Source organism: Hyphomicrobium sp. B1, assembly GCF_049532635.1.
Lineage (GTDB): Bacteria > Pseudomonadota > Alphaproteobacteria > Rhizobiales > Hyphomicrobiaceae > Hyphomicrobium_B.
The window spans coordinates 2,006,630-2,027,009 of sequence record NZ_CP134871.1; the positions used below are offsets into that span (position 1 = coordinate 2,006,630).

Below are 20,380 nucleotides of genomic sequence, written 5' to 3' on the forward strand. Positions count from 1 at the left end.
ACGACGCTCGGACTTCTGGAGAGCCCGAAATGACTTTCGAATCCACATCGCAATCTACGCGCTTGGCGTCTGAGATCACGGCACGTGAGTTGACGCCGTCGGAGATCGAAGGCGCGATCGCGGCGGCAAAAAATGCTCTCCTTGCGCTCCAGCGCGATGACGGCCATTTCGTCTTCGAGCTGGAAGCCGACGCGACGATTCCCGCCGAATACGTTCTGATGCGCCACTATCTTGCTGAGCCGGTCGATGCCGTGCTCGAAGGCAAGATCGCCAACTATCTTCGCCGTATCCAGTCGGAGGACGGCGGCTGGCCGCTGGTTCACGACGGGGCGTCCAACATCAGCGCCAGCGTCAAGGCTTACTTCGCTCTGAAGATGATCGGTGTCGGCATCGACGAGCCGTACATGAAGAAAGCGCGCGGCTGGATCTTGTCGCAAGGCGGCGCCTCACACAGCAACGTCTTTACGCGCAACCTGCTCGCTCTTTTCGGCGTCATTCCGTGGACGGGCGTTCCGGTGATGCCGGTCGAGATCATGGTGCTGCCGCGCTGGTTTCCGTTTCACCTCGACAAGATTTCCTATTGGGCCCGCACCGTTGTCGTTCCGCTGACGGTCTTGAATGCCTTGAAGCCGAAAGCGCGCAATCCGCTTGGCGTCGGCATCGCCGAGCTTTTCACCATTCCGCCGGACGAGGTGAAGGTCTGGCCAAAAGGGCCGCATCAGAAATCGCCGTGGTCCGAAATCTTCGGCGCCATCGACCGCGTCTTGCGCTTCACCGAACCACACTTCCCGAAGTCGCTACGCAAGAAGTCCATCGATAAGGCTGTCGCGTTTGTCGATGAGCGTTTGAACGGCGAGGATGGGCTCGGTGCGATCTTCCCGGCGATGGTCAACGCACTGCTCGTTTACGATGCGCTCGGTTATTCCAAGGATCATCCGAACTATCAGACCGCGCGCGGCTCGATCGAAAAGCTTGTTACCGTCAACGACGATGAAGCCTACTGCCAGCCATGCCTCTCGCCGGTTTGGGATACGGCGCTGTCGGCCCATGCACTGATGGAAGTCGGGGACGCCGAAACCGAGGCTGCCTCCGACCGCGCGTTGCAGTGGTTGAAGCCTTTGCAGGTACTCGACACCGTGGGCGACTGGGCAGCGACGCGTCCGAACGTCCGTCCCGGCGGCTGGGCCTTCCAATATGCAAACCCGCACTATCCCGATACCGACGATACCGCCGTCGTGGCAATGGCGATGGATCGCACGCTGGGGCGTACCCAGCAGCCTGACACGACGTATCGCGAAGCCATTTCGCGTGCCCGCGAGTGGATCGTCGGCATGCAGAGCAAGAATGGCGGCTGGGGCGCATTCGATGCCGATAACACCTACGAATATCTGAACCAGATCCCCTTTTCCGATCACGGCGCGCTGCTCGATCCGCCGACGGCAGACGTCACCGCGCGCTGCCTCTCCATGCTGGCTCAACTCGGTGACCGTCCCGGGAACAGCTACGAACTCGATAGGGGGATCGCGTATCTCAAGTGCACCCAGGAAAAGGACGGCAGCTGGTACGGCCGCTGGGGAATGAACTATATCTACGGCACGTGGTCAGTGCTGTGTGCGCTAAACGCTGCCGGTGTCGAGCCGTCTTCGAGCGTCGTGCGCAAGGCCGTCGATTGGCTGCTTGCTATTCAGAACAAGGACGGCGGCTGGGGCGAAGACAGCGAAAGCTACAGGCTCGATTATCGCGGTTACGAAGCGGCGCCTAGCACCGCGTCTCAAACTGCCTGGGCGCTGATGGGTCTGATGGCCGCCGGTGAGATCGACAACCCGGCCGTGAAAAAAGGTATCGCCTATCTCACGTCGACCCAAACCTCGGACGGCTTCTGGAATGAGAAGCGTTTTACGGCGACAGGCTTTCCCCGCGTCTTCTATCTCCGCTATCACGGCTATTCGAAGTTCTTCCCGATGTGGGCACTAGCACGCTATCGTAACTTGAAGGCCTCGAACGCCAAGCCCGTGCTCGTCGGGATGTAAGGTGGCTCTAGGTTTCGTCATCGCCGCAACGGGATTGAAGGCTGAGGCGCGCATCGCCGAGCAGCCGGGACGCGTGAAAGCCGTTATCGGTGGTGGCCGCGAAGACCGCCTCGCAACGCTACTTCAAGAGGGCCTGTCGGAAAGCACGCGCGGCCTTATCAGCTTTGGCATAGCGGGCGGGCTCCGGCCCGGACTGAAGCCCGGCACAATCATCGTCGGCACGTCGGTGCTGCACAGTAGCGGCAGGATCTATCCAGCAGATGTGCGCTGGAGCGATCGGCTGTTCGAGGCTCTACCGAACGCCGAAAGCGGTCCGGTTACAGGTTCGAGCACCATCATCGCCAATCGCGACGAGAAGCACGCGATCTATCTCAAATCTGGTGCCTTTGCGGCCGATATGGAAAGTCACGTCGTGGCGCAGATGGCCGCCGAGAGGGGACTACCGTTTGCGGTCCTGCGAGTGATAGCCGACCCGTCGACGCTGAGCCTGCCGCCCGCAGCCGTCAACGGTCTCAATCCGGACGGCTCGCCGAACATTCCGGCCGTTTTGAAATCGCTCGCGACGCAACCGAGCCAGCTATGGGACATCATCCGCATAGCCGGCGCGACGCGTCGCGCGATGAAGAGCCTACTCCGCTGCCACCGGCTTCTGGGCCCGGGCCTCGGCTGCGCTGATCTCAGCTAGCTTGTTCTCGACATGCCGTGAGAACACGAACTCAGCTGGACGCTGCCTGTCGAGTGCGATTTCGGGCGCCATCGGACCGTCCGTCTTGACGCCGCGAAGCGCAACCGCCGCGATCTTCCACGGCTTCTTGACGGCATCCATGACCGCAGTTGCTTCGAAGCCCGAATGCACCATGCAGTCGGCGCACTTCTCGTAGTTGCCGGTGCCGTACTTGTCCCAGTCCGTGCTTTCCATCAGCTCCTTGAAGGTTTTCGTATAACCTTCGCCAAGCAGATAGCAGGGCTTCTGCCAGCCGAACACCGTGCGCGTGGGGTTGCCCCACGGCGTACAATTGTAGGTCTGATTGCCCGCGAGGAAGTCGAGGAACAGCGCCGACTGGAAGAACGGCCAAGCGCGTCCGCCCCTGCCGAGCTTGAAGATGTCGCGGAACAGTTGCTTCGTCTTCGTGCGGTTGAGGAAGTGCTGCTGATCGGGCGCGCGCTCGTAGGCGTAGCCTGGCGAGATCGTGACGCCGCCGATATCGAGCTTCTTCATCTCGTCGAGGAAACTCGCGACCTGCTCGGCCTTGGCGTCGCTGAACAGAGTCGTGTTGATGTTGACGCGGAAGCCTTTTGCCTTGGCAACCTTGATCGCTTCCACAGCGCGATCATAGACGCCCTTTTGGCAAACGGAACGGTCATGCATCTCCTTGTCGCCGTCGAGATGGATCGACCAGTTGAAATTCTTGTGCGGCTTGTAGAGATGAATTTTTTTCTCAAGCAGCAGCGCGTTCGTGCACACCGTGACGAACTTGCCCTTCTTGAGCGCACCTTCGACGATCTCCGGCAGCTCTTTGTGCAGCAATGGTTCGCCGCCAGCCAGCACGACGACCGGCGCGCCGCATTCGTCCATCGAATGCAAAGCATCGGCGACGGAAATGCGCTGGTTCAAAATCTTGTCGGGATAATCGATCTTGCCGCAGCCCGCGCACGCGAGGTTGCAGCGAAAGAGCGGCTCGAGCATCAGCACGAGCGGATAGCGCTTGTTCCCCCTGAGGTGCTGTCCGATGACGTAGGCACCCACAGACAAAGCTTGGTTTAGCGGAATTCCCACCCCAACGGGCTCCTTCTAGTGAGGCTCGAACCAGCACGCGTCCCGGTCATGATGCTTCGAGCAATTCAGGTGGCAGGCGGAAGGTTATCTTCTCTTCGACGCCGTCAAGCGTCTCGATTTCGATTGGCCCCGCCTTACCTATCGCAGCTAATACGTCCTGGACAAGGACGTCGGGCGCCGAGGCACCCGCAGTTATGCCGACCGTCGCAACTCCGGCGAGCCAAGCCAAATCGACTTCGCTGCCGTCGGCGACGAGATAACTTGGAACCCCACATTCCGACCCGATTTCCCTCAGGCGGTTCGAGTTCGAGCTGTTGCTCGCCCCGACCACCAGCAAAAGCTCGACATGCCGACAAAGGTCCCGCACTGCCGTCTGCCGATTTTGCGTGGCATAGCAGATGTCACGCGTTTCCGGCCCAATTACGTCCGTGAACCGCTTTTTGACGGCCTCGATCGTCGATCTGGTATCGTCGACGCTGAGCGTCGTCTGGGTGATGTAGGCGACGGGGGTATCATCCGGAATATCGAGTTTCGCGACATCCTCGCCGTTTTCCACAAGGTAAACGGGACCGGAGATGCGCCCCAATGTCCCTTCGATCTCGACGTGCCCAGCATGCCCGATCAGGATGATCGTTCTGCCCAGTGACGAATAGCGCTGGCCCTGCTTATGGACCTTCGAGACGAGGGGGCAGGTCGCATCGACGACATTGAGACGGCGAAGGCGCGCCTCGTCCTCCACGGAATGGGAAACGCCGTGAGCACTGAAGATCGTGACGGAGCCGTTCGGCACGTCCGCTAGGTCCTCGACAAAACGGGCGCCCTTGGCTTTCAGATCTTCGACGACGTGCCGGTTGTGGACGATTTCGTGGCGCACATAAACAGGCCCATCACGATGAGCAAGTGCGCGCTCGACGGTGTCGATCGCACGAACGACGCCTGCGCAAAATCCCCGGGGCTGTGCCAGAATCACTTTCATGCAGAAACCCCCCGTTTTCTGCCAACCGGGCATCGCCGTCGCGGGCTTCAGCCTTAAATCCGTACGTCAAAGACTGATAACTTTGACGTGCCCACCCTCTAATACTTCTGACATTACGCGCGAACGCTGTGCGGGGCAGCAAAGCCAGCGTCGCGCCATTCACGCTGGCGGTATGACGTGTCTCAAAAGCAACACAGATCGCATGCTCCTCCCCCTAGCGGCTCGACATGACGGCCGTCCGGAGTGCAGTGGTTGGGAGGGATGCCCTTTGCTTACGAATAGGAAGAGCCGCCGCAGAATGGCCAAACACGACACTCCGCGATGCCGCCCAAACGTGACGGTGCTCGAAGCATGATCGAGCGCGTCGTTGCCGGCGTTGTTGCAGCCTCCGTGCGGCTGTCATGGCTGACGATTTTGCTTGGCCTCGCTGTCTCTGCGGGTGCGATTTATTACGTCGTCAATAATTTTGCGATTACCACCGACACGAGTCAGCTGATTTCGCCGGAGCTTGATTGGCGTAAGCGTGAACGCCAGTTCGACGCGGCATTTTCCCAGCACACGGACACGATCGATATAGTCGTCGACGGTAAAACCCCGGAGCTGACAGAGAGCGCCGCCGCCGAACTCGCAGCCGCTCTCAGCAAATCAAAGCCGGACCCGTTCCAGATCGTGCGCCGACGCGATGGCGGACCGTTCTTCGACAAGAACGGCTTGCTCTATCTGTCGCTGGCCGAGGTACAAGACATTACGGCAGGCCTCATCAAGGCACAGCCGGTGCTCGGCACGCTATCCGCTGATCCGACCCTCAATGGCCTGGCGAAAGCATTGGCGCTCGTCCCGCTCGGCATCAAAGAAGATCGGGCGAAGTGGATCGATTTCGAGAAGCCTTTGGGTGTGATGGCCAATGCCATGGACGGCATGCTGGCCGGCAAGCCGACGTACTTTTCATGGGGGCAGTTGCTGACTGGCGGCGCGCCCAGCCCGTCGGAGCTACGCCGCTTCCTCGAAGTAAAACCGGTTTTGAATTATTCCGATCTCGAACCCGGTGCCGAAGCGACCGATCTCATTCGCGCTACGGCCAAACAGCTGGGGTTGACCCCTGAGAATGGCGTTCGGGTCCGTCTCACCGGCTCAGTCCCGATGGCGGATGAGGAGTTCGGCACGGTCGCGGAAGGCGCAGCACTCAATACTACGCTTACCATTGCTGCCGTGCTGGTCATTCTTTGGCTGGCGTTGCGATCCGGTAAAATCATCTTTGCGGTGCTCGTCGGACTTTTTTCCGGCCTCGCAATTACAGCGGCGCTGGGTCTCTATCTCGTCGGCGCGCTGAATCTCATCTCGGTTGCTTTTGCGGTTTTGTTCGTCGGCATCGGCGTCGATTTCGGCATCCAATATGCCGTTCGCTATCGGCACGAACGCTATAGCCGCCAAGGCCTGCGCGAGTCGCTTGTTGCGGCAGGACGCAATGCCGGCAAGCCCTTGGCGCTCGCTGCCGCGGCCACGACCGCAGGATTTTATGCCTTCTTGCCGACCGATTACGTCGGCGTTTCCGAACTAGGTCTCATCGCCGGTAGCGGCATGATCGTCGCGTTTTTAACCAGCATAACGCTGCTTCCGGCGCTTCTGGAGGTGCTGAACCCACCCGGTGAGTTGCACGATGTCGGCTACCGCTCGCTGCAGCCGGTCGATCGCTTCATGGCCCGGCATCGCAAGATCATTCTTGCGCTCACGGCAATTGGCGTGATGGCTGGATTACCGCTGCTCGCAAAGCTCGAATTCGACTTCAATCCGATCAATCTGCGCAGCCAAAAAGTCGAATCCGTCTCGACCTTCAATGACCTGATGCGCGATCCGAACACCGCGCCGAACACGATCGAAATTCTGACACCGAACCTCGCCGACGCCGAAAAACTCGCGACGAAACTCGACAAGCTGCCCGAGGTCGATCGCACCGTAACGCTCGCAAGCTTCGTTCCCGATCATCAGGATGAAAAGCTGGCGCTCATCCGCGATTGCTACGATTTGATCGGCCCGACAATCGAGCCGGACGAAGTGGCAGACGCCCCGACAGACGCCGACACGAGGCAGACGCTTCTCGATACTGCCAAAGACTTCGAGGACGTCAGCAAATTGCCTGGCGCTTCGCCGCTCGCTGCGCACATGGCAAGCACGCTGCGCAAGCTCGCTGACGCAACCCCTGATGTCCGCGCCAAGATCGGCGCCGCATTGCTCGACGGCATGAAATTGCGCCTGACACAGATCCGCGCCGCTCTTAAAGCGGAGCCGATTACGTTGAAAAACCTGCCGCCCGAAATCGTCGCCGACTGGGTGACAGCCGATGGCCGTGCCCGCGTCGAGGTCGGCCCCAAGGGAGACGGCAACGACAACGCCAATTTGCGCCGCTTCGCATCTGCTGTTCTCGCCGTCGATCCGAACGCAACTGGCGTCCCGATCCTGATCCAGGAATCGGCGAAGACGGTCGTTCGTGCCTTCATTCAGGCGGGGCTGCTGGCGTTCGTTTCGATCACGATCATTCTGTTCGTGGCGCTGCGCCGGGTGACGGACGTGCTGCTGACGCTCGTGCCGCTGCTGCTCGCAGGTGTCGTAACGCTGGAGCTTTGCGTGCTGCTGAAACTGCCGCTCAATTTCGCAAATATCATCGCGCTGCCGGTGCTGCTCGGCGTCGGAGTGGCGTTCAAGATTTATTATGTGCTGGCGTGGCGTGCGGGTGAAACGAGCCTGCTTGCGTCGCCGTTGACGCGCGCAGTCATGTTCAGCGCGATGACGACGGCGGTGGCGTTCGGAAGTCTGTTCTTTTCAAGCCATCCCGGCACGTCAAGCATGGGCGAATTGCTCGCCCTTTCGCTGCTGACGACGCTCGCCGCTGCCGTTCTATTCCAGCCCATATTAATGGGCCCGCCACGTGCGGTAGCGAGCCCTAAGGACAACAAAATTCCAGAGGCCGTTGAGCCTTAAGTGAGCTCTAAGCGGCGGCGCTGCGGCGCTCACGCAGGAACTGGAAGAATTCCACGCCCTCGCGAAGGCGGCGCTTCATCATGTCGGGCTGTGTCACCATCTCGCCGACGATCGCGGCGATCTTCGGCACCCGGAAGTAGAACTTGCGATAGAAGTCCTCAACCGAGTTGAAGATTTCGGTGTGCGACAGGCCGGGATAGTGCAGCGGCGCGATCTGGATGCCGTTGTCGTTGATGAGTTCGGCGTTGTCGACATCGAGCCAGCCGTTCTCGGACGCCTGCTTGTAAAGGAACGTCCCCGGATAGGGCGCTGCCAACGAGACCTGGATCGTATGCGGATTGATCCGCGTCGCGAACTTGATGGTCTCCTGGATCGTTTCCTTCGACTCGCCCGGAAGACCGAGGATGAAGGTGCCGTGGATCTTGATGCCAAGCTCGTGGCAGTCTTTGGTGAACCGCTCGGCAACTTCGACCCGCATACCCTTTTTGATGTTGTGCAGGATCTGCTGATTGCCGCTCTCGTAGCCAACGAGAAGCAGACGCAGGCCGTTGTCCTTCAGCACTTTCAGCGTTTCGCGCGGCACGTTTGCCTTGGCATTGCACGACCACGTAACGCCGAGCTTGCCGAGTTCCTTCGCAATCGCTTCCGCGCGCGGCAGGTCGTCGGTGAAGGTGTCGTCGTCGAACATCAGCTCTTTCATCTGCGGGAACGCCTTGAGGATGTATTTCACTTCCTCGATGACGTGCCCAACGGAGCGGGTCCGGTAGCGATGGCCGCCGACCGTTTGTGGCCACAGGCAGAACGTGCAGCGGCTTTTGCAGCCGCGACCCGTGTAGAACGAGATGTACGGATGCTTGAGATAGCCGATGAAGTAATTCTCCATCACGAGGTCGCGTTTGTAGACCGGCGTAACGAAGGGAAGCGTGTCCATGTCGTGCATCACGGGGCGGTCTTCGTTGTGCACAATCACGCCCTGCGGGTTGCGATAAGACAGGCCCTTGATGTCGCTCCAGGCCTGGCCGTCGGCGACGTCTTTGATGGTGAAGTCGAACTCGTTACGCGCCACGAAGTCGACGATCGGCGCGTCCTTCAAGCTCTCATCGGACTGAACTGCGACCTTAGCGCCGATCAATCCAACCTTGAGGTTCGGGTTCGTCGCCTTCATTGCCTCGATGACCTTGACGTCGGAATCGAATGATGGCGTCGAAGTGTGCAGCACCGCTAGATCGTAATCGCGAACTTGGCTGAGCACGTCCTGAAGACTTGTGCGGTGAGGCGGCGCATCGATCAGCTTGGAGTTCTCGACGAGCGCGGCGGGCTGCGCCAGCCAGGTCGGATACCAGAACGATTGGATCTCTCGGCGCGCCTGATAGCGCGAACCGGCTCCGCCGTCGAAGCCATCGAACGAAGGGGCCTGCAGGAAGAGTGTGCGCATCTTGGCGCCTTTCATATCGGCGTGACGGTTCCATCGGAGCCGACGCTATAGCGACGGCCTCTCCAGTTGACGGCTCCGGGCATGAAGCTCGCGACGAACACCGCGAAGCTCAGCAGATCCCTCAGCGGACTGAGCCACCACGTGCTCTTGCCCCCACCCGCCAACTTCTCAACTTGTATCGGAACAAAAAGGCGGCAGGCAAGCGTTCCTGCGAGGATCATCCACGCTATGGCGCTGAAGCCACTGAGCGGCAACGCTGCCAGTGCAAAAGGCAGGGGATGCGTCACGATGGATCCTGCGTACCCCATGGGGTCGACAAGACGAATCGTCCGCGCCCAACGGAGTTCATGCGCCCAAAGCTCTTTAAACGACGCTTCCGAAAACGTATGCCCGACCGTGAACGGGGCAATTTCGACCTTCAGACCGAGACGGCGGACGGCGTCCCCCATCGCGTAATCATCAGCAAGAGTATCAGCGAAAGCCTCGAAGCCGCCGATTCGTTCAAGCGTGCTTCGCCTCAGCGCGATCGTTGAACCGAAACAGGGCTTTGCCAGTCCAACGGCGAGGCCGACAAGCACACTCGGAAGAAAGTGCTGATCGACGGCCGAGGCTGCCATCCGCGACCAAAAGCCTGTGAGCGCCGTGCCGCGGTAGAGACACGTGACGAGCCCAACTCCGGGTTGCTGCAAGATCGCAGAAACGTGCTGCGCATAGTCGGGAGCGACCCGCATGTCGCTGTCACTGAGAATAAGAAAATCATGCTTCGCAGCCGGAAACATGTTGGCGATGTTTTCGACTTTCGGATTTCCCCCGCCGCGTCGCTTGCCGACAACCAGTTCAAGGTCGCGCGACGGGAACCGCCGTTGCAAACTGTGGACAACTGCGATGGCCGGATCCGCCGGGTCCTGGACCCCGCACAGCATCTGCAGATCGCTGGGGTAATTCTGCGCGCAAAAGGAGGCGAGACTCACGTCAAGGCCGGTTTCTGCACCGTAGAGCGGCTTTATCAGCGTGACATTTTCGAAGCGTTCCAGTTTAGGCTTGGGTTCACGGGCAAATCGTGCCACCAAAAAAGTCGCAAACAGGGCGTAGACGCAGCCGATTAAGGCAATAAGGGTGCATACAAGCCACAGACAGGACGTCATTCGGACGTTACTTTCTGGTTTGAGTTGGGGGCAAGCCTGTCGGTAGTGGCAGGGAGGCTAGCGCCTAGTGCGCGATTACGGTAGATCTGGAATTGCTCGGCTGGTGGGGCCAAGCAGGGGGAATATCGGGACGTGAAAGTCAGCGCCATCCTAAATTGGGTCGGCTGCGTTTTCGTTGGTGTGGGCCTTTCGGCTTGCGCCAGCACGTCACCGCCTGCGCTGGAGCCCCAGCATCTTGCCGCCACCGGCGACGACACCACACCGAAGCCGGTGTCTGATCCGAACGAGGCGTTCAACCGCCAGATGTTCGACAATAGCCAGGACTTCAACCACAACGTTCTTTATCCGGCGGCGGAAGCTTATAACAACAACGTACCGGAAAGCGTCCGTGATCGCATTGATGCTTTCACGACGAACCTTTCCGAGCCGATGACGTTCGCCAACAACGTGCTGCAGCTTCGCCCTGGGGCCGCAGTGACGACGCTTGGGCGTTTCGCGCTGAACTCGACATTGGGCCTGGGTGGCCTGTTCGATGTCGCGGCTGAACAGGGCATGACGCATCAATCGGGTGACTTCGGCCAGACGATGTACGTCTGGGGGTATCGCGACAGCGCCTATGTCTATCTCCCCGTTCTGGGTCCGACGACGGTGCGAGATGCGATCGGCAGTGGGGTTGAATTCGGTGCGTCCTTACCTGCTGCGGCTTTGATCCCGACGAAATTCGCGACCCTCGCAAGCCGGGTTGATCTCGCCGGAACCGTGACCAGCCCGCTCTCGAACCTCAGCAAGGCTGAGGACATGAAGACGCTGGAAGACAGCTCGATCGATTTCTATTCGATGCTTCGCAGTGTCAGTCAGCAGAAGCGGCAGGCCGACCTAGATGAAGCCATAAACACGAGCGTCCTGACGAGCACCAACCCGCCGGTCCGCGATCCCAATGCGATCGAACCGGTGACGGAACTCGTCTCATCGCCGATGATGCTCGAAGATCGCCGCCGGGTCACCGACGTTCCAAAGATGACGCGTACCGCCGACCGCAGGCCGTTCGTCGTTGTCGGACCGCCGACCGCCGTTCAGGCGTCTCCCGCCGAAGAAATGTCTCCGGCGCAAGAACAGCCGTCTCCGGCCGAAGAGCAAAAATCGCCTGCCGAAGAATAATCGGCGGTCGATCGTGACGCCGCGCGTCGCGATCTCGAAATCCGTACAGTCAGACGATTTGCCATCGCACGAATGATTCGGGCATGGCACGATAGCCGCGAATGAGCGCCCTGTTTACGTGCCACGAGATCCGTGAAGCTATGGGCTTGATCCGCCGACGTGGGCTCCTATAGCGGCTTTCACCCTGTCAAAAAAAATTAAGGGCGCCGATTGCTACGGCGCCCTCAAAATATCCGAGCTATCGAGAGGCGTGATCTCTCTCAGCTGCCCGAGAGCAGTTTGTCGCCCTGCTTCTTCAGCGACGCAATGAGCGCATCCGGTCCGCCGGCCTTCAGGATGGATGAAAACTCAGAGCGCCGGCTCGCCAGTTCGCTGATGGTGCCGTCGAGATAGATGTCGACGATCTTCCAGTCCGGTCCCGATTTCCGCATGAGATAGTTGATCGCCACAGGCTTGCCGTTGCTCTGGATGATCTGCGTCTTGACCATCTTGTCAGCCGCGCCGCGGTTGGAAATCTCGACGATCCGGAAGCTTTCTCCCGAGAATCCATCGAAGCGCTTCGCGTAGGTCGCGATCATCATGCGCCGGAACAAATCGATGATTGACGCCTGCTGTGCAGAAGGCAGAGATCCCCACGTTTGGCCCACCGCCAAGCGCGTCATCAGCGGTGTATCGTAAATCTTCGACAGTACCGGTGCGAGCGCTTGATAGCGCCCTTGCACGCCCAGGGACTGAGCCTGCTTCATGGTGTCCAGAAGTGCCGTGTTGAGGCCGTCAATCGTCGCTTCCGGAGAATCGGCCGCCTGCGCCGTCGTAAATGACGCAGCCGCGACGGATACCATCACAAATGCCGCCAACGATAACCCAAACGCCTGCAATTTCCTGATCAGGAGCATTGCCCCTCCCTCGATATCTTCAATGAATGCCTTAGCCCCGCCATTATCAGCGTTTCGGCTATAAGGACCTAGGCAGTTACAATGGCGGTATTTAGTCGGCCATCCTTCTAATTTGTGAGGCTTGGCTGCAACACATCCCCGCAGAGTCCACTCTGCGCTGTATGATCCATTTTTTGCGACGTGTCATAGGTTCATAATTTGCCATCGAGCTCGGGACTCGAGCGGCAGTTGGGGGAGTTCGGTCATGGATGCAAGGGTCACTCGGCCATCCAAAACACCGCTTTTGGATCAAGTCGATACGCCGGACGATCTCAAGCAATTGTCCGAAAGCGAACTACCGCAGCTCGCGGACGAGCTTCGCACGGAATTGATCGAAGCCGTTTCGCAAACGGGTGGCCATTTGGGCGCTGGTCTTGGCGTCGTCGAGTTGACGGTTGCTCTGCATTACCTCTTCGATACGCCGCGCGACCGTCTGATCTGGGACGTGAGCCACCAGTCTTATCCGCACAAAATTCTCACCGGTCGCCGCGATCGCATTCGCACGCTTCGCCAGCCTGGAGGTCTTTCCGGTTTCACGAAGCGCACCGAGAGCGAATACGATCCGTTTGGCGCCGCGCATTCCTCGACGTCCATTTCGGCTGGCCTCGGCATGGCCGTTGCCCGCGAGATGTCGGGCGGCACGAACAACGTCGTTTGCGTCATCGGCGATGGCGCAATGAGTGCGGGCATGGCCTACGAGGCGATGAACAATGCCGGCGCGCGCAGCGAACGGCTGATTGTTATCCTGAATGACAACGAGATGTCGATTGCGCCGCCGACAGGCGCGTTGTCGTCCTATCTCGCCCGCACGACATCGAGCGATTCCTATCTCTACGTTCGCGATCTCGCGAAGCAGCTTGCCAAGCGCCTTCCGAAAAGCTGGGGAGAGCGCGCCGCGCGCGTCGAAGAATATACTCGCAGCCTCTGGCACGGCGGCGCGTGGTTCGAAGAACTGGGTTTCTACTACATCGGCCCGATCGACGGTCATGATCTCAGCCAGCTCGTGCCGATCTTGCGCAACGTCCGCGATGCCGAGCAGGGGCCGATCCTCGTCCACGTCGTGACGAAAAAGGGTAAGGGCTACGCTCCGGCTGAAGCTTCCGCCGACAAGTATCACGGCGTGACGAAGTTCAACGTCGTCACCGGCGTGCAGACGAAAGCTCCGGCCTCGGCGCCGTCATACACGCGCGTGTTCGCCGATAGCCTCATCGACGAAGCTAAGAAGGACGACAAGATCGTCGCCATCACCGCGGCCATGCCGGACGGCACGGGTCTCGATGTTTTTGGCCGCGCATTCCCGGATCGCACGTTCGATGTCGGCATCGCCGAGCAGCACGCCGTGACATTCGCAGCCGGGCTCGCAACTGAAGGTATGAAGCCGTTCTGCGCGCTCTATTCCACGTTCCTGCAGCGCGGCTACGACCAGGTCGTGCATGACGTCGCGCTGCAAAGCCTGCCGGTGCGCTTCGCCATCGACCGCGCTGGTTTCGTCGGCGCTGATGGCGCGACGCATGCGGGATCGTTCGACCTCGCGTATCTCGGCTGCCTGCCCAACATGGTCATCATGGCTCCGGCCGATGAATGCGAACTCAAGCACATGGTCGCCACTGCCGCAGCGATCGACGACCGTCCAAGCGCGTTCCGTTATCCGCGCGGCGAAGGTACAGGGGTGGCGCTTCCCGAGACGGGCATTCCTCTCGAAATCGGCAAGGGTCGCATTTTGCGCGAAGGCTCGACGATTGCGCTTCTCTCGCTCGGGACGCGCCTTCAGGAAACACTGAAGGCCGCCGATCAATTGGCTGCGCTGGGTCTGTCAGCCACGGTTGCTGACGCGCGCTTCATGAAGCCGCTCGACACCGATCTTATCCGCCGTCTCGCCGAAAACCATGACGTGCTGATCACCATCGAAGAAGGCTCGATTGGCGGCTTCGGTAGCCACGTGCTCCATTATCTGGCTGAAAATGGCCTGCTCGACCGTGGTCTCAAAGTCCGCTCGAAAGTGATGCCGGATGTGTTCGTCGATCAGGACAAGCCTGAAGTGATGAACCAGCGCGCAGGGCTGTGCGCCCAAGGCATCGTGGAGACGGTCTGCGACGCTATTCAGCTCGAAAGAGCGCCCTCGAAGACAGCCGCTCGCGGCCACGCCTGCTGATTTGGCAGCCCATCACGCCGCCATTTCCATGATCTCGGTCACGCAATTGGCGGCGGTTTTATTTCTTTGAGCGCTTGCTGCTCTTTTTGTCCTCGTCGTCGCCCGCGATCACCTTACGGCACTCGGGGCTGAGCCGATTGATATTCTTATTGAGGCACGCGACGATCTTATCTTCGTTAGGGATCTGCCAAAAGCAGAGGCTCAGAACGTCGGGCGTGCAGGCAGATTGTTCTTCGGCAGTTCCGCTGTGAGCGGACGCGCCGTGCGTGCTCGCAATCACGAAGGCAGGCGCCGCAAGCCCGGCCAGCAGCATCGCTCCAAGTCGAAATATTCGTTGCACGGTCTTGAACCTCACAAGAATTGGTTGGCGTCGCGATCGGGCTTAGTGCTTCTTGCGCGCATTCGCTTTGGGCTTGTCGCCTTTCATCACGTCACGGCAAGCAGGGCTGAGCTTTGCCATGTTCTTGTTCAGACAGGCAACGATGCGCGTTTCGCTTGGGATCTGAGCCGAGCAAAGTCGAAACACGTCTGGCGTGCAGGCCTGCTGCTCATCGGCCGTGCCGCTGTGCGCGAAGCTCGCTTCGGCGCTGGCGCAAAGGAAGGCCGCGATAAGCGCGCCTACCGATGCCATGCGCGTCCTAGAAAAGTTTCCGATGATCACGTTTGCTCGCTGACAGAAGAATTGATGTGTTACCGCCCGCCGATATGACGATGCGCAATGGTGAGACTAAGGCACGTCCATAAAAGTCCGCCAGCCTATCGTCTCTGATGCGCGTTCGCCGACGGATCATTTAAGTTAACAACGCCAAAAAAGAAGCGCCGCCGTCGCATAGGCGTCCGGCGGCGATAGATTTCAGGGTTTCGGAAACCGTTCAGGCAACGGAGATTTTGCTGGGCGTCACGACCGGAAAGTCGACATCGGTCTTGAACGTCTCGTTGAAGAAGTTCGTCCACACGTTGAGTGCGACGTGCTGAACAATCTCAATGACCTGGCCATCGTCGTAGCCGGCAGCTTTGACAGCGGCCAGATCGGCGGCGCTCACATGTCCACGTGCCTCCACGACTTTCACCGCAAAGCGAACGGCGGCATCGGCTTTCGGATCGTTCGAGGCGCCGTTGCGATTGGCCGTGATTTCAGCGTCGTCGAGCTTGGCGAGGTTCCGCCCAAGGTAGGTATGCGCTGAAAGGCAATAGCTGCAGCCGTTAAACTCTGCGACGGCCAGCGCAATGCGTTCACGGGTCTGCGGCGGCAGCTTACCCTTTGCCAGCGCGCCCGAAAGACCAAGGTAGCCCTCCAAAGCGGAGGGGCTTGTTGCGATCAGCCGAAACATGTTTGGAACGGTACCGAGCTGTTTATTCACCGCCTCTAGGAGCGGCTGTGCAACGGCGGGAGCATCAGCAATGGTGGCGGGGGTCGGGATGCGGGACATTGGCGTCTCCTACTCTCTTCGGGCCGGGATTGGCCGACGCCCCTGAATTAGGTCCTTTCATTTTCACGAAATAGTCGACAATATTGGCAGCCACCCTACCGAATTATGAGAGTCAAAAATGGACCGCTTCGACGCCATGTCGGTTCTTCTTGCCGTAACGGACGCTGGTAGCCTCTCGGCTGGAGCGCGCAGGCTCAGCATGCCGCTAGCAACGGTTAGCCGGAAGGTGTCCGAACTCGAAGCCCATCTCCACACCAAGCTCTTGAATCGCGGCAGCCGTCGATTGGAACTGACCGATGCCGGGCAATCGTACGTCGCCGCCTGCCGCAGAATTTTGGAAGACGTCGTCGAAGCCGAGCGCGCCGCCTCCGGCGAATATCGCGCGCCGCGCGGTGAGTTGGTCATTACGGCGCCGATCGTTTTCGGTCGCCTGCATGTGCTGCCGATCGTCGGCGCGTTTTTGAAGGCTTACCCCGATATCGACGTGCGCTTAACGTTGGCCGACCGTGTCGTGAACATCCTCGAAGAGCACGTCGATGTCGCGCTTCGTATCGGCGAACTCCCCGATAGCAGCCTGATTGCGAGCCGCGTTGGATTGATTCGCCGTGTTGTTTGCGCGAGCCCTGATTATCTCGAAGCACGCGGAACCCCTGCCGATCCGAACGATCTCGAATCGCACGATTGCGTCACCTTCGAAGGCCTGATGTCGTCGCGTTCGTGGACCTTCTGGAACAATGGCGTGCCCCAGGTTGCCGCCATTCACTCCCGCCTCGTCGTCAACACGGCGGAATCTGCCGTCGACATGGCGGTCGCCGGACTTGGGTTGACGCGCCTGCTTTCCTACCAGATCGAAGCACCGCTTGCAGAGGGAAAGCTCACGGTCGTGCTGGAGCGGTTCGAGCCACCCCAGGTCCCGGTCAGCCTCGTTTACGGCAGCAGCGGACTGCTGCCGCTGAAGCTTCGGGCATTTCTCGACTTTGCGATGCCTCGGCTGAAAGCGAAATTGGCCAAAGCCTCTTCGCCCGCCGAGAGCAGCTAGAAATTAAGGGTTTGTGCTCGGAGCGGCAGGCGTTGTCGCCTCGGCCGGAGGCGTCGTCGCTTCGGCAGGTGCCGCCGGCTCGCTCGGTGCGGCTGCCGGTGCTGCGCTCTCTTCGGTCGGCGAAGAACGGACTTCGCACAGCGTCGCGGAATCGAGCGACGCCTTGTTCATGAATGCCCAATTCGCGAACGCGATGTAGCAGACGGCAACCGTTTCCTGCTTCTGTAACGTGACGACGACGTTATCGGTCTTGACCTTTTCCGTGACCCTCTTGGCGACCTCGAGAGGAATGAGCGTCACAGATTTGACTTCGTAACCTTTGCCGACGAGCGCAGTGAACGAAGATTGCAATCGCTCGTCTGCAGAGGCTGGAGCCGAAATCAAAGCTGCCGCTGTGGCGAAGGCGAGTCCAAGGCTGATGCTGCGCATCCCGTCCCCTCTCAAGTTATCGAAGCCCTCAGGCTAATCAACAAAACGTCACTACTACGGCGCGCCGAGGCTCTCAACCCAGCAACGGACGGCTGCGGTCATGAACTGGGGACAAGAGCGACTTTCCGAGCGCGATAGTGCGTTTTGCCTAGGTTTTATTAGGATAAAAGATCGCGACCGGGCCAACATAGTCGGGCGGTGCCAGACTTGGAGCGATCTCCTCGCCGGACTTCAGGAACTCGGCAAGGAAATGGGTATGCGCGCCATTGGGCGACGACTCACCAGGGCCTGGAATTCTGGAAAAGATTTCGATGCGCGCTGCAGCGCTTTCAACGATGCGATGCGGACTCACGGCGACAAATTGATTGAGCATGACCGGCATGAAGTCCGACCAATGCCGCCGATCATGATCCGATAGCGCAGATGTCAGCGTCTCGTCCCGCGTGCGAACGCAGAAGCGGGTATATCGGCGCCCAATTCCGAGATCGAAAAGTTCGTCGCCGCGATACGTCTCGTCGATTGCGCCGGCATCCAGCCCAACAGCTTGAAGTGCCGAACCAGATTGAATGGCGGCGCGTCCTCTCGGTAGTCCGAGCACAATCGGGCCGCCATCCGTGAACGCGAAAGCACGAACCTTGTCGTTGATCGCGATACGAAACGCGGCATCTGCACGCCGCGCAGTTATCACGCCGTCCTCGACGTGCAAATCAATCGGTGTGTTATCGGCGCTGGGAAACTCCGCGACAGCGCCCGGCACGCCGACGACCCACGCGCCTTGCCGAGCAACGAGGGTGTCGCGGACCCAGTTAATCAACTCGTCGCGAACCCACGGCAACACGCGAACGCGCACCGAGAGCTGTGCGAGCCGTTCTGGCAGCTGGTCCCAGACGGAGTCGCGCTGAGCTTCGCTCATCGCCATCCAGTCGCCGATTTCAGCGGCCGTGCGCGCGCAGCCGAGGCAAAAGCCCGTCCCGTCGTCGAGTTTGCAGATACCTATGCAAGGCGAGTGGCGTGCCACTAGCAGACAGCCTTTTCAGGATGTTTGGCGATTGCAGGTCAGATCGCAGCAGCAAGCGCAATGCGATCTGGCGGTATTTGAGCGGCGCGTGCGCCGTTCAATGAGCGATTTTCTCGTTCGATCTGTCGACCAGCATTCCAAAGATAATGCCAATCGTCATCCACAGGATGCCCTGAATGCCGAACGACACCACACGGAACTTCCAAAGCAGATCGGCAGGAAAATCATTTGGAACTTCGTTGATCGGCGGTAGGAAATAGCCCGCAAGCGCCGTTAGGGCAATATAGACACCGCCTCCGATCAGGATAGCGTTCCAGCCGCCGACCTGAGCGAAGAACTGCCGTCCAGCGCTGATCGCGATCGCCAACGCGGCGAGAGAGAAGACGATCATTCCGAAGTAGAGCTGCGTTCTGTAGCCGATCGTTTCCGGTGCCCCGACCGCAGGTGGGTTGGCCGGATACTTGATGTTTGGAATGAAGTAGATCGCAAGAAAGCCAAGCGCTGCTATGATGATAGCCGTGGTCCGCGGCGACATGCCGACGAGAAGTCGGCCATTGAAGAACGCAAAGGCCAGCGCAAAAAGACCGCCCATCGCGGTCCCGACGACGGCGACGCCGGTGAACAGCCCGAAGCTCGCCTGCACTGCGCGGCTGACGATTTCGGGTTCTTCCGGTTCACCGCTCGCTTTTGCCATTTGCTCTTCGAAGCCGATCGCCCGATCGACCTGAGGTTCGCCGAAAACCTTCGCAAAGCCAAAAGCCAGAATACCAGCGAGAAGCCCGGCAATCATGCCGCGCACAAGAAGAGATCCCATATTTGAAATTCTCCGCCGCAGTTAGTGGCAGGGGAAGCCGAGAAGGTGACGGGCGTCATGCACATACTCGTGCACGTACATTCCGTTGAAGATCGCCATGGCGCCTTCTTCGACGCCGATGAAATACATGGCGAGGAGGAACAGCAACCCGGCGAAGATCGCCCAGGGGAGAATCTGCCGAACCGGAATAGGCGTAGCGAAGCCGCCTTGAGCGCCGAGAGATTGTGCGACGATAGAAGAATGAGCCATTTTAAAGAGCCTCCATGGGATTACGCGTCCCGTTTCAAGGTGTGCTCTGATCACGAGGAGGGTCTGACTTTCGGTGGACGCTTGAAGCGACCCACGATTACAGTGGCGCGACCGTTCCGGAATTTCACCGGCTTCCTACCCGTGAGGATGCACGTCTCACCATAGGGCGGGCCGGGCATTTGTCAACGCAAGCCATTGAGCCAAGATGCCGCCACGCCTGACCTTTGTTGCCAACGCCTCGACCCCCGCGGCGAGGGCCGCGGCCTTTCCTCTTGACGAAGGAATCGACGATTTTGGCCGGCGGGACGCATCCGCAATGGCCGGCGAATTTCGCAATTCCACCATCGTCTTCTCCAGTCCCGCCCGGCGGGCGCTGGAGACTGCCGCTGTCTTAGGACTTTCCCCCCGGATTGACCCGGCGCTGAGGGACATTGAACTTGGCGACTGGGCAGGCCGCACCCTGAGTAGCATTGCTCAATCTGACGCCGACGCATTAGCAAGCTGGCTCTCCGACCCGGGCGTAGCGCCTCATGGCGGCGAAACAGTTGAGGCGCTCATCGCCCGGACGTCGGTCTGGATGCAGACGATTTCGGAGCGTGAGGGACGCATTTTGGCCGTGACGCATCCGGCGGTCATGCGCGCGGCGATTGTCGTCGCAATCGAGGCGCAAGCGATCTCATATGCGCATATTGATGTTGCGCCGCTTTCCGTTGTCGAACTGACATCCAATGGACAACGATGGGCGCTTAAATCCATACGAAGCTAGAACGCGCCGATATTGCAGCCGCGAAAGACAATTCGCATACATTTCATTTTG

Annotated in this window: 19 protein-coding genes; 7 read left to right on the top strand and 12 right to left on the bottom strand. The window is 59.6% G+C overall.

Annotated elements, in window-relative coordinates; genetic code table 11:
- Nucleotides 1-29: 29 nt before the first annotated feature.
- Together shc and RLW55_RS09660 are read left to right on the top strand one after the other, a co-directional pair.
- The gene (gene shc, locus RLW55_RS09655) at nucleotides 30-2,030 is read left to right on the top strand and encodes a squalene--hopene cyclase (protein ID WP_423416297.1); all 2,001 of its coding nucleotides are present in this window, start codon (nucleotides 30-32) and stop codon (nucleotides 2,028-2,030) included.
- Between the two features lies 1 nt (nucleotide 2,031).
- A complete protein-coding gene (locus RLW55_RS09660) occupies nucleotides 2,032-2,715 on the top strand; it encodes a phosphorylase (RefSeq protein WP_414463850.1) in 684 nt (227 codons plus the stop codon).
- On the opposite strand, the gene hpnH is transcribed toward RLW55_RS09660, so the two are convergent.
- Nucleotides 2,659-3,807 carry an adenosyl-hopene transferase HpnH gene (gene hpnH / locus RLW55_RS09665; protein WP_423416298.1) on the bottom strand — a complete coding sequence of 383 codons (1,149 nt, stop codon included), beginning with the start codon at nucleotides 3,805-3,807 and terminating at the stop codon, nucleotides 2,659-2,661. The genes RLW55_RS09660 and hpnH overlap by 57 nt on opposite strands.
- A 46-nt stretch (nucleotides 3,808-3,853) precedes the next feature.
- Nucleotides 3,854-4,783 carry a 4-hydroxy-3-methylbut-2-enyl diphosphate reductase gene (ispH, locus tag RLW55_RS09670; protein ID WP_423416299.1) on the bottom strand — a complete coding sequence of 310 codons (930 nt, stop codon included), beginning with the start codon at nucleotides 4,781-4,783 and terminating at the stop codon, nucleotides 3,854-3,856.
- 351 nt (nucleotides 4,784-5,134) lie between these two features.
- Between ispH and RLW55_RS09675 the strand changes: the two genes are divergently transcribed.
- Nucleotides 5,135-7,759, top strand: coding sequence for an MMPL family transporter (locus tag RLW55_RS09675; RefSeq protein ID WP_423416401.1), 2,625 nt, complete (start codon nucleotides 5,135-5,137; stop codon nucleotides 7,757-7,759).
- 7 nt (nucleotides 7,760-7,766) lie between these two features.
- Here RLW55_RS09675 and hpnJ read toward each other — a convergent pair whose 3' ends face one another.
- The gene (gene hpnJ, locus RLW55_RS09680) at nucleotides 7,767-9,194 is read right to left on the bottom strand and encodes a hopanoid biosynthesis associated radical SAM protein HpnJ (protein ID WP_423416300.1); all 1,428 of its coding nucleotides are present in this window, start codon (nucleotides 9,192-9,194) and stop codon (nucleotides 7,767-7,769) included.
- 11 nt (nucleotides 9,195-9,205) lie between these two features.
- Nucleotides 9,206-10,339, bottom strand: coding sequence for a bacteriohopanetetrol glucosamine biosynthesis glycosyltransferase HpnI (gene hpnI, locus RLW55_RS09685; RefSeq protein ID WP_423416301.1), 1,134 nt, complete (start codon nucleotides 10,337-10,339; stop codon nucleotides 9,206-9,208).
- Between the two features lie 132 nt (nucleotides 10,340-10,471).
- Here hpnI and RLW55_RS09690 point away from each other — a divergent pair, with 132 nt between their 5' ends.
- On the top strand, nucleotides 10,472-11,497 hold the full coding sequence (locus RLW55_RS09690) for an MlaA family lipoprotein (protein ID WP_423416302.1): 1,026 nt from the start codon (nucleotides 10,472-10,474) through the stop codon (nucleotides 11,495-11,497).
- Between the two features lie 260 nt (nucleotides 11,498-11,757).
- Here the strand turns inward: RLW55_RS09690 and RLW55_RS09695 are convergent, their stop codons facing one another.
- A complete protein-coding gene (locus RLW55_RS09695) occupies nucleotides 11,758-12,393 on the bottom strand; it encodes an ABC transporter substrate-binding protein (protein WP_423416303.1) in 636 nt (211 codons plus the stop codon).
- Between the two features lie 244 nt (nucleotides 12,394-12,637).
- On the opposite strand from RLW55_RS09695, the gene dxs reads away from it, so the two are divergent.
- Nucleotides 12,638-14,584 carry a 1-deoxy-D-xylulose-5-phosphate synthase gene (gene dxs / locus RLW55_RS09700; RefSeq protein ID WP_423416304.1) on the top strand — a complete coding sequence of 649 codons (1,947 nt, stop codon included), beginning with the start codon at nucleotides 12,638-12,640 and terminating at the stop codon, nucleotides 14,582-14,584.
- Between the two features lie 58 nt (nucleotides 14,585-14,642).
- Here dxs and RLW55_RS09705 read toward each other — a convergent pair whose 3' ends face one another.
- From RLW55_RS09705 to RLW55_RS09715, 3 genes are all read right to left on the bottom strand, one after another.
- On the bottom strand, nucleotides 14,643-14,924 hold the full coding sequence (locus RLW55_RS09705) for a hypothetical protein (protein WP_423416305.1): 282 nt from the start codon (nucleotides 14,922-14,924) through the stop codon (nucleotides 14,643-14,645).
- A gap of 42 nt (nucleotides 14,925-14,966) precedes the next feature.
- Complete coding sequence (locus RLW55_RS09710) at nucleotides 14,967-15,215, bottom strand: hypothetical protein (protein ID WP_423416306.1); 249 nt, start codon at nucleotides 15,213-15,215, stop codon at nucleotides 14,967-14,969.
- A gap of 241 nt (nucleotides 15,216-15,456) precedes the next feature.
- On the bottom strand, nucleotides 15,457-16,014 hold the full coding sequence (locus RLW55_RS09715; RefSeq protein WP_423416307.1) for a carboxymuconolactone decarboxylase family protein: 558 nt from the start codon (nucleotides 16,012-16,014) through the stop codon (nucleotides 15,457-15,459).
- A gap of 118 nt (nucleotides 16,015-16,132) precedes the next feature.
- Between RLW55_RS09715 and RLW55_RS09720 the strand changes: the two genes are divergently transcribed.
- Nucleotides 16,133-17,053, top strand: coding sequence for a LysR family transcriptional regulator (locus tag RLW55_RS09720; protein ID WP_414463841.1), 921 nt, complete (start codon nucleotides 16,133-16,135; stop codon nucleotides 17,051-17,053).
- A 3-nt stretch (nucleotides 17,054-17,056) separates the two neighbouring features.
- Here the strand turns inward: RLW55_RS09720 and RLW55_RS09725 are convergent, their stop codons facing one another.
- The 4 genes from RLW55_RS09725 to RLW55_RS09740 all read right to left on the bottom strand — a co-directional run bounded on the left by RLW55_RS09725 (nucleotide 17,057) and on the right by RLW55_RS09740 (nucleotide 19,563).
- Nucleotides 17,057-17,482: a hypothetical protein gene (locus tag RLW55_RS09725; protein WP_013949359.1), complete on the bottom strand. Its 426-nt coding sequence runs from the start codon at nucleotides 17,480-17,482 to the stop codon at nucleotides 17,057-17,059.
- A 148-nt stretch (nucleotides 17,483-17,630) separates the two neighbouring features.
- Nucleotides 17,631-18,500, bottom strand: coding sequence for a DUF1289 domain-containing protein (locus tag RLW55_RS09730; protein ID WP_423416308.1), 870 nt, complete (start codon nucleotides 18,498-18,500; stop codon nucleotides 17,631-17,633).
- A gap of 97 nt (nucleotides 18,501-18,597) precedes the next feature.
- Nucleotides 18,598-19,314, bottom strand: coding sequence for a CbtA family protein (locus RLW55_RS09735; RefSeq protein WP_409560935.1), 717 nt, complete (start codon nucleotides 19,312-19,314; stop codon nucleotides 18,598-18,600).
- 21 nt (nucleotides 19,315-19,335) lie between these two features.
- On the bottom strand, nucleotides 19,336-19,563 hold the full coding sequence (locus RLW55_RS09740; protein ID WP_423416309.1) for a CbtB domain-containing protein: 228 nt from the start codon (nucleotides 19,561-19,563) through the stop codon (nucleotides 19,336-19,338).
- Between the two features lie 205 nt (nucleotides 19,564-19,768).
- Between RLW55_RS09740 and RLW55_RS09745 the strand changes: the two genes are divergently transcribed.
- The gene (locus tag RLW55_RS09745; protein WP_423416310.1) at nucleotides 19,769-20,329 is read left to right on the top strand and encodes a histidine phosphatase family protein; all 561 of its coding nucleotides are present in this window, start codon (nucleotides 19,769-19,771) and stop codon (nucleotides 20,327-20,329) included.
- The last annotated feature ends 51 nt before the right edge of the window (nucleotides 20,330-20,380 follow it).

What these genes read in the sequence shown, in the direction of transcription:
- RLW55_RS09735 (WP_409560935.1), bottom strand. Translation starts at nt 19,314, where the DNA reads ATGGGATCTCTTCTTGTGCGCGGCATGATTGCCGGGCTTCTCGCTGGT.
- RLW55_RS09720 (WP_414463841.1), top strand. Translation starts at nt 16,133, where the DNA reads ATGGACCGCTTCGACGCCATGTCGGTTCTTCTTGCCGTAACGGACGCT.
- RLW55_RS09725 (WP_013949359.1), bottom strand. Translation starts at nt 17,482, where the DNA reads ATGCGCAGCATCAGCCTTGGACTCGCCTTCGCCACAGCGGCAGCTTTG.
- RLW55_RS09675 (WP_423416401.1), top strand. Translation starts at nt 5,135, where the DNA reads ATGATCGAGCGCGTCGTTGCCGGCGTTGTTGCAGCCTCCGTGCGGCTG.
- hpnJ (WP_423416300.1), bottom strand. Translation starts at nt 9,194, where the DNA reads ATGCGCACACTCTTCCTGCAGGCCCCTTCGTTCGATGGCTTCGACGGC.
- RLW55_RS09740 (WP_423416309.1), bottom strand. Translation starts at nt 19,563, where the DNA reads ATGGCTCATTCTTCTATCGTCGCACAATCTCTCGGCGCTCAAGGCGGC.
- RLW55_RS09745 (WP_423416310.1), top strand. Translation starts at nt 19,769, where the DNA reads ATGCCGCCACGCCTGACCTTTGTTGCCAACGCCTCGACCCCCGCGGCG.
- hpnI (WP_423416301.1), bottom strand. Translation starts at nt 10,339, where the DNA reads ATGACGTCCTGTCTGTGGCTTGTATGCACCCTTATTGCCTTAATCGGC.
- shc (WP_423416297.1), top strand. Translation starts at nt 30, where the DNA reads ATGACTTTCGAATCCACATCGCAATCTACGCGCTTGGCGTCTGAGATC.
- RLW55_RS09710 (WP_423416306.1), bottom strand. Translation starts at nt 15,215, where the DNA reads ATGGCATCGGTAGGCGCGCTTATCGCGGCCTTCCTTTGCGCCAGCGCC.
- dxs (WP_423416304.1), top strand. Translation starts at nt 12,638, where the DNA reads ATGGATGCAAGGGTCACTCGGCCATCCAAAACACCGCTTTTGGATCAA.
- ispH (WP_423416299.1), bottom strand. Translation starts at nt 4,783, where the DNA reads ATGAAAGTGATTCTGGCACAGCCCCGGGGATTTTGCGCAGGCGTCGTT.
- RLW55_RS09695 (WP_423416303.1), bottom strand. Translation starts at nt 12,393, where the DNA reads ATGCTCCTGATCAGGAAATTGCAGGCGTTTGGGTTATCGTTGGCGGCA.
- RLW55_RS09715 (WP_423416307.1), bottom strand. Translation starts at nt 16,014, where the DNA reads ATGTCCCGCATCCCGACCCCCGCCACCATTGCTGATGCTCCCGCCGTT.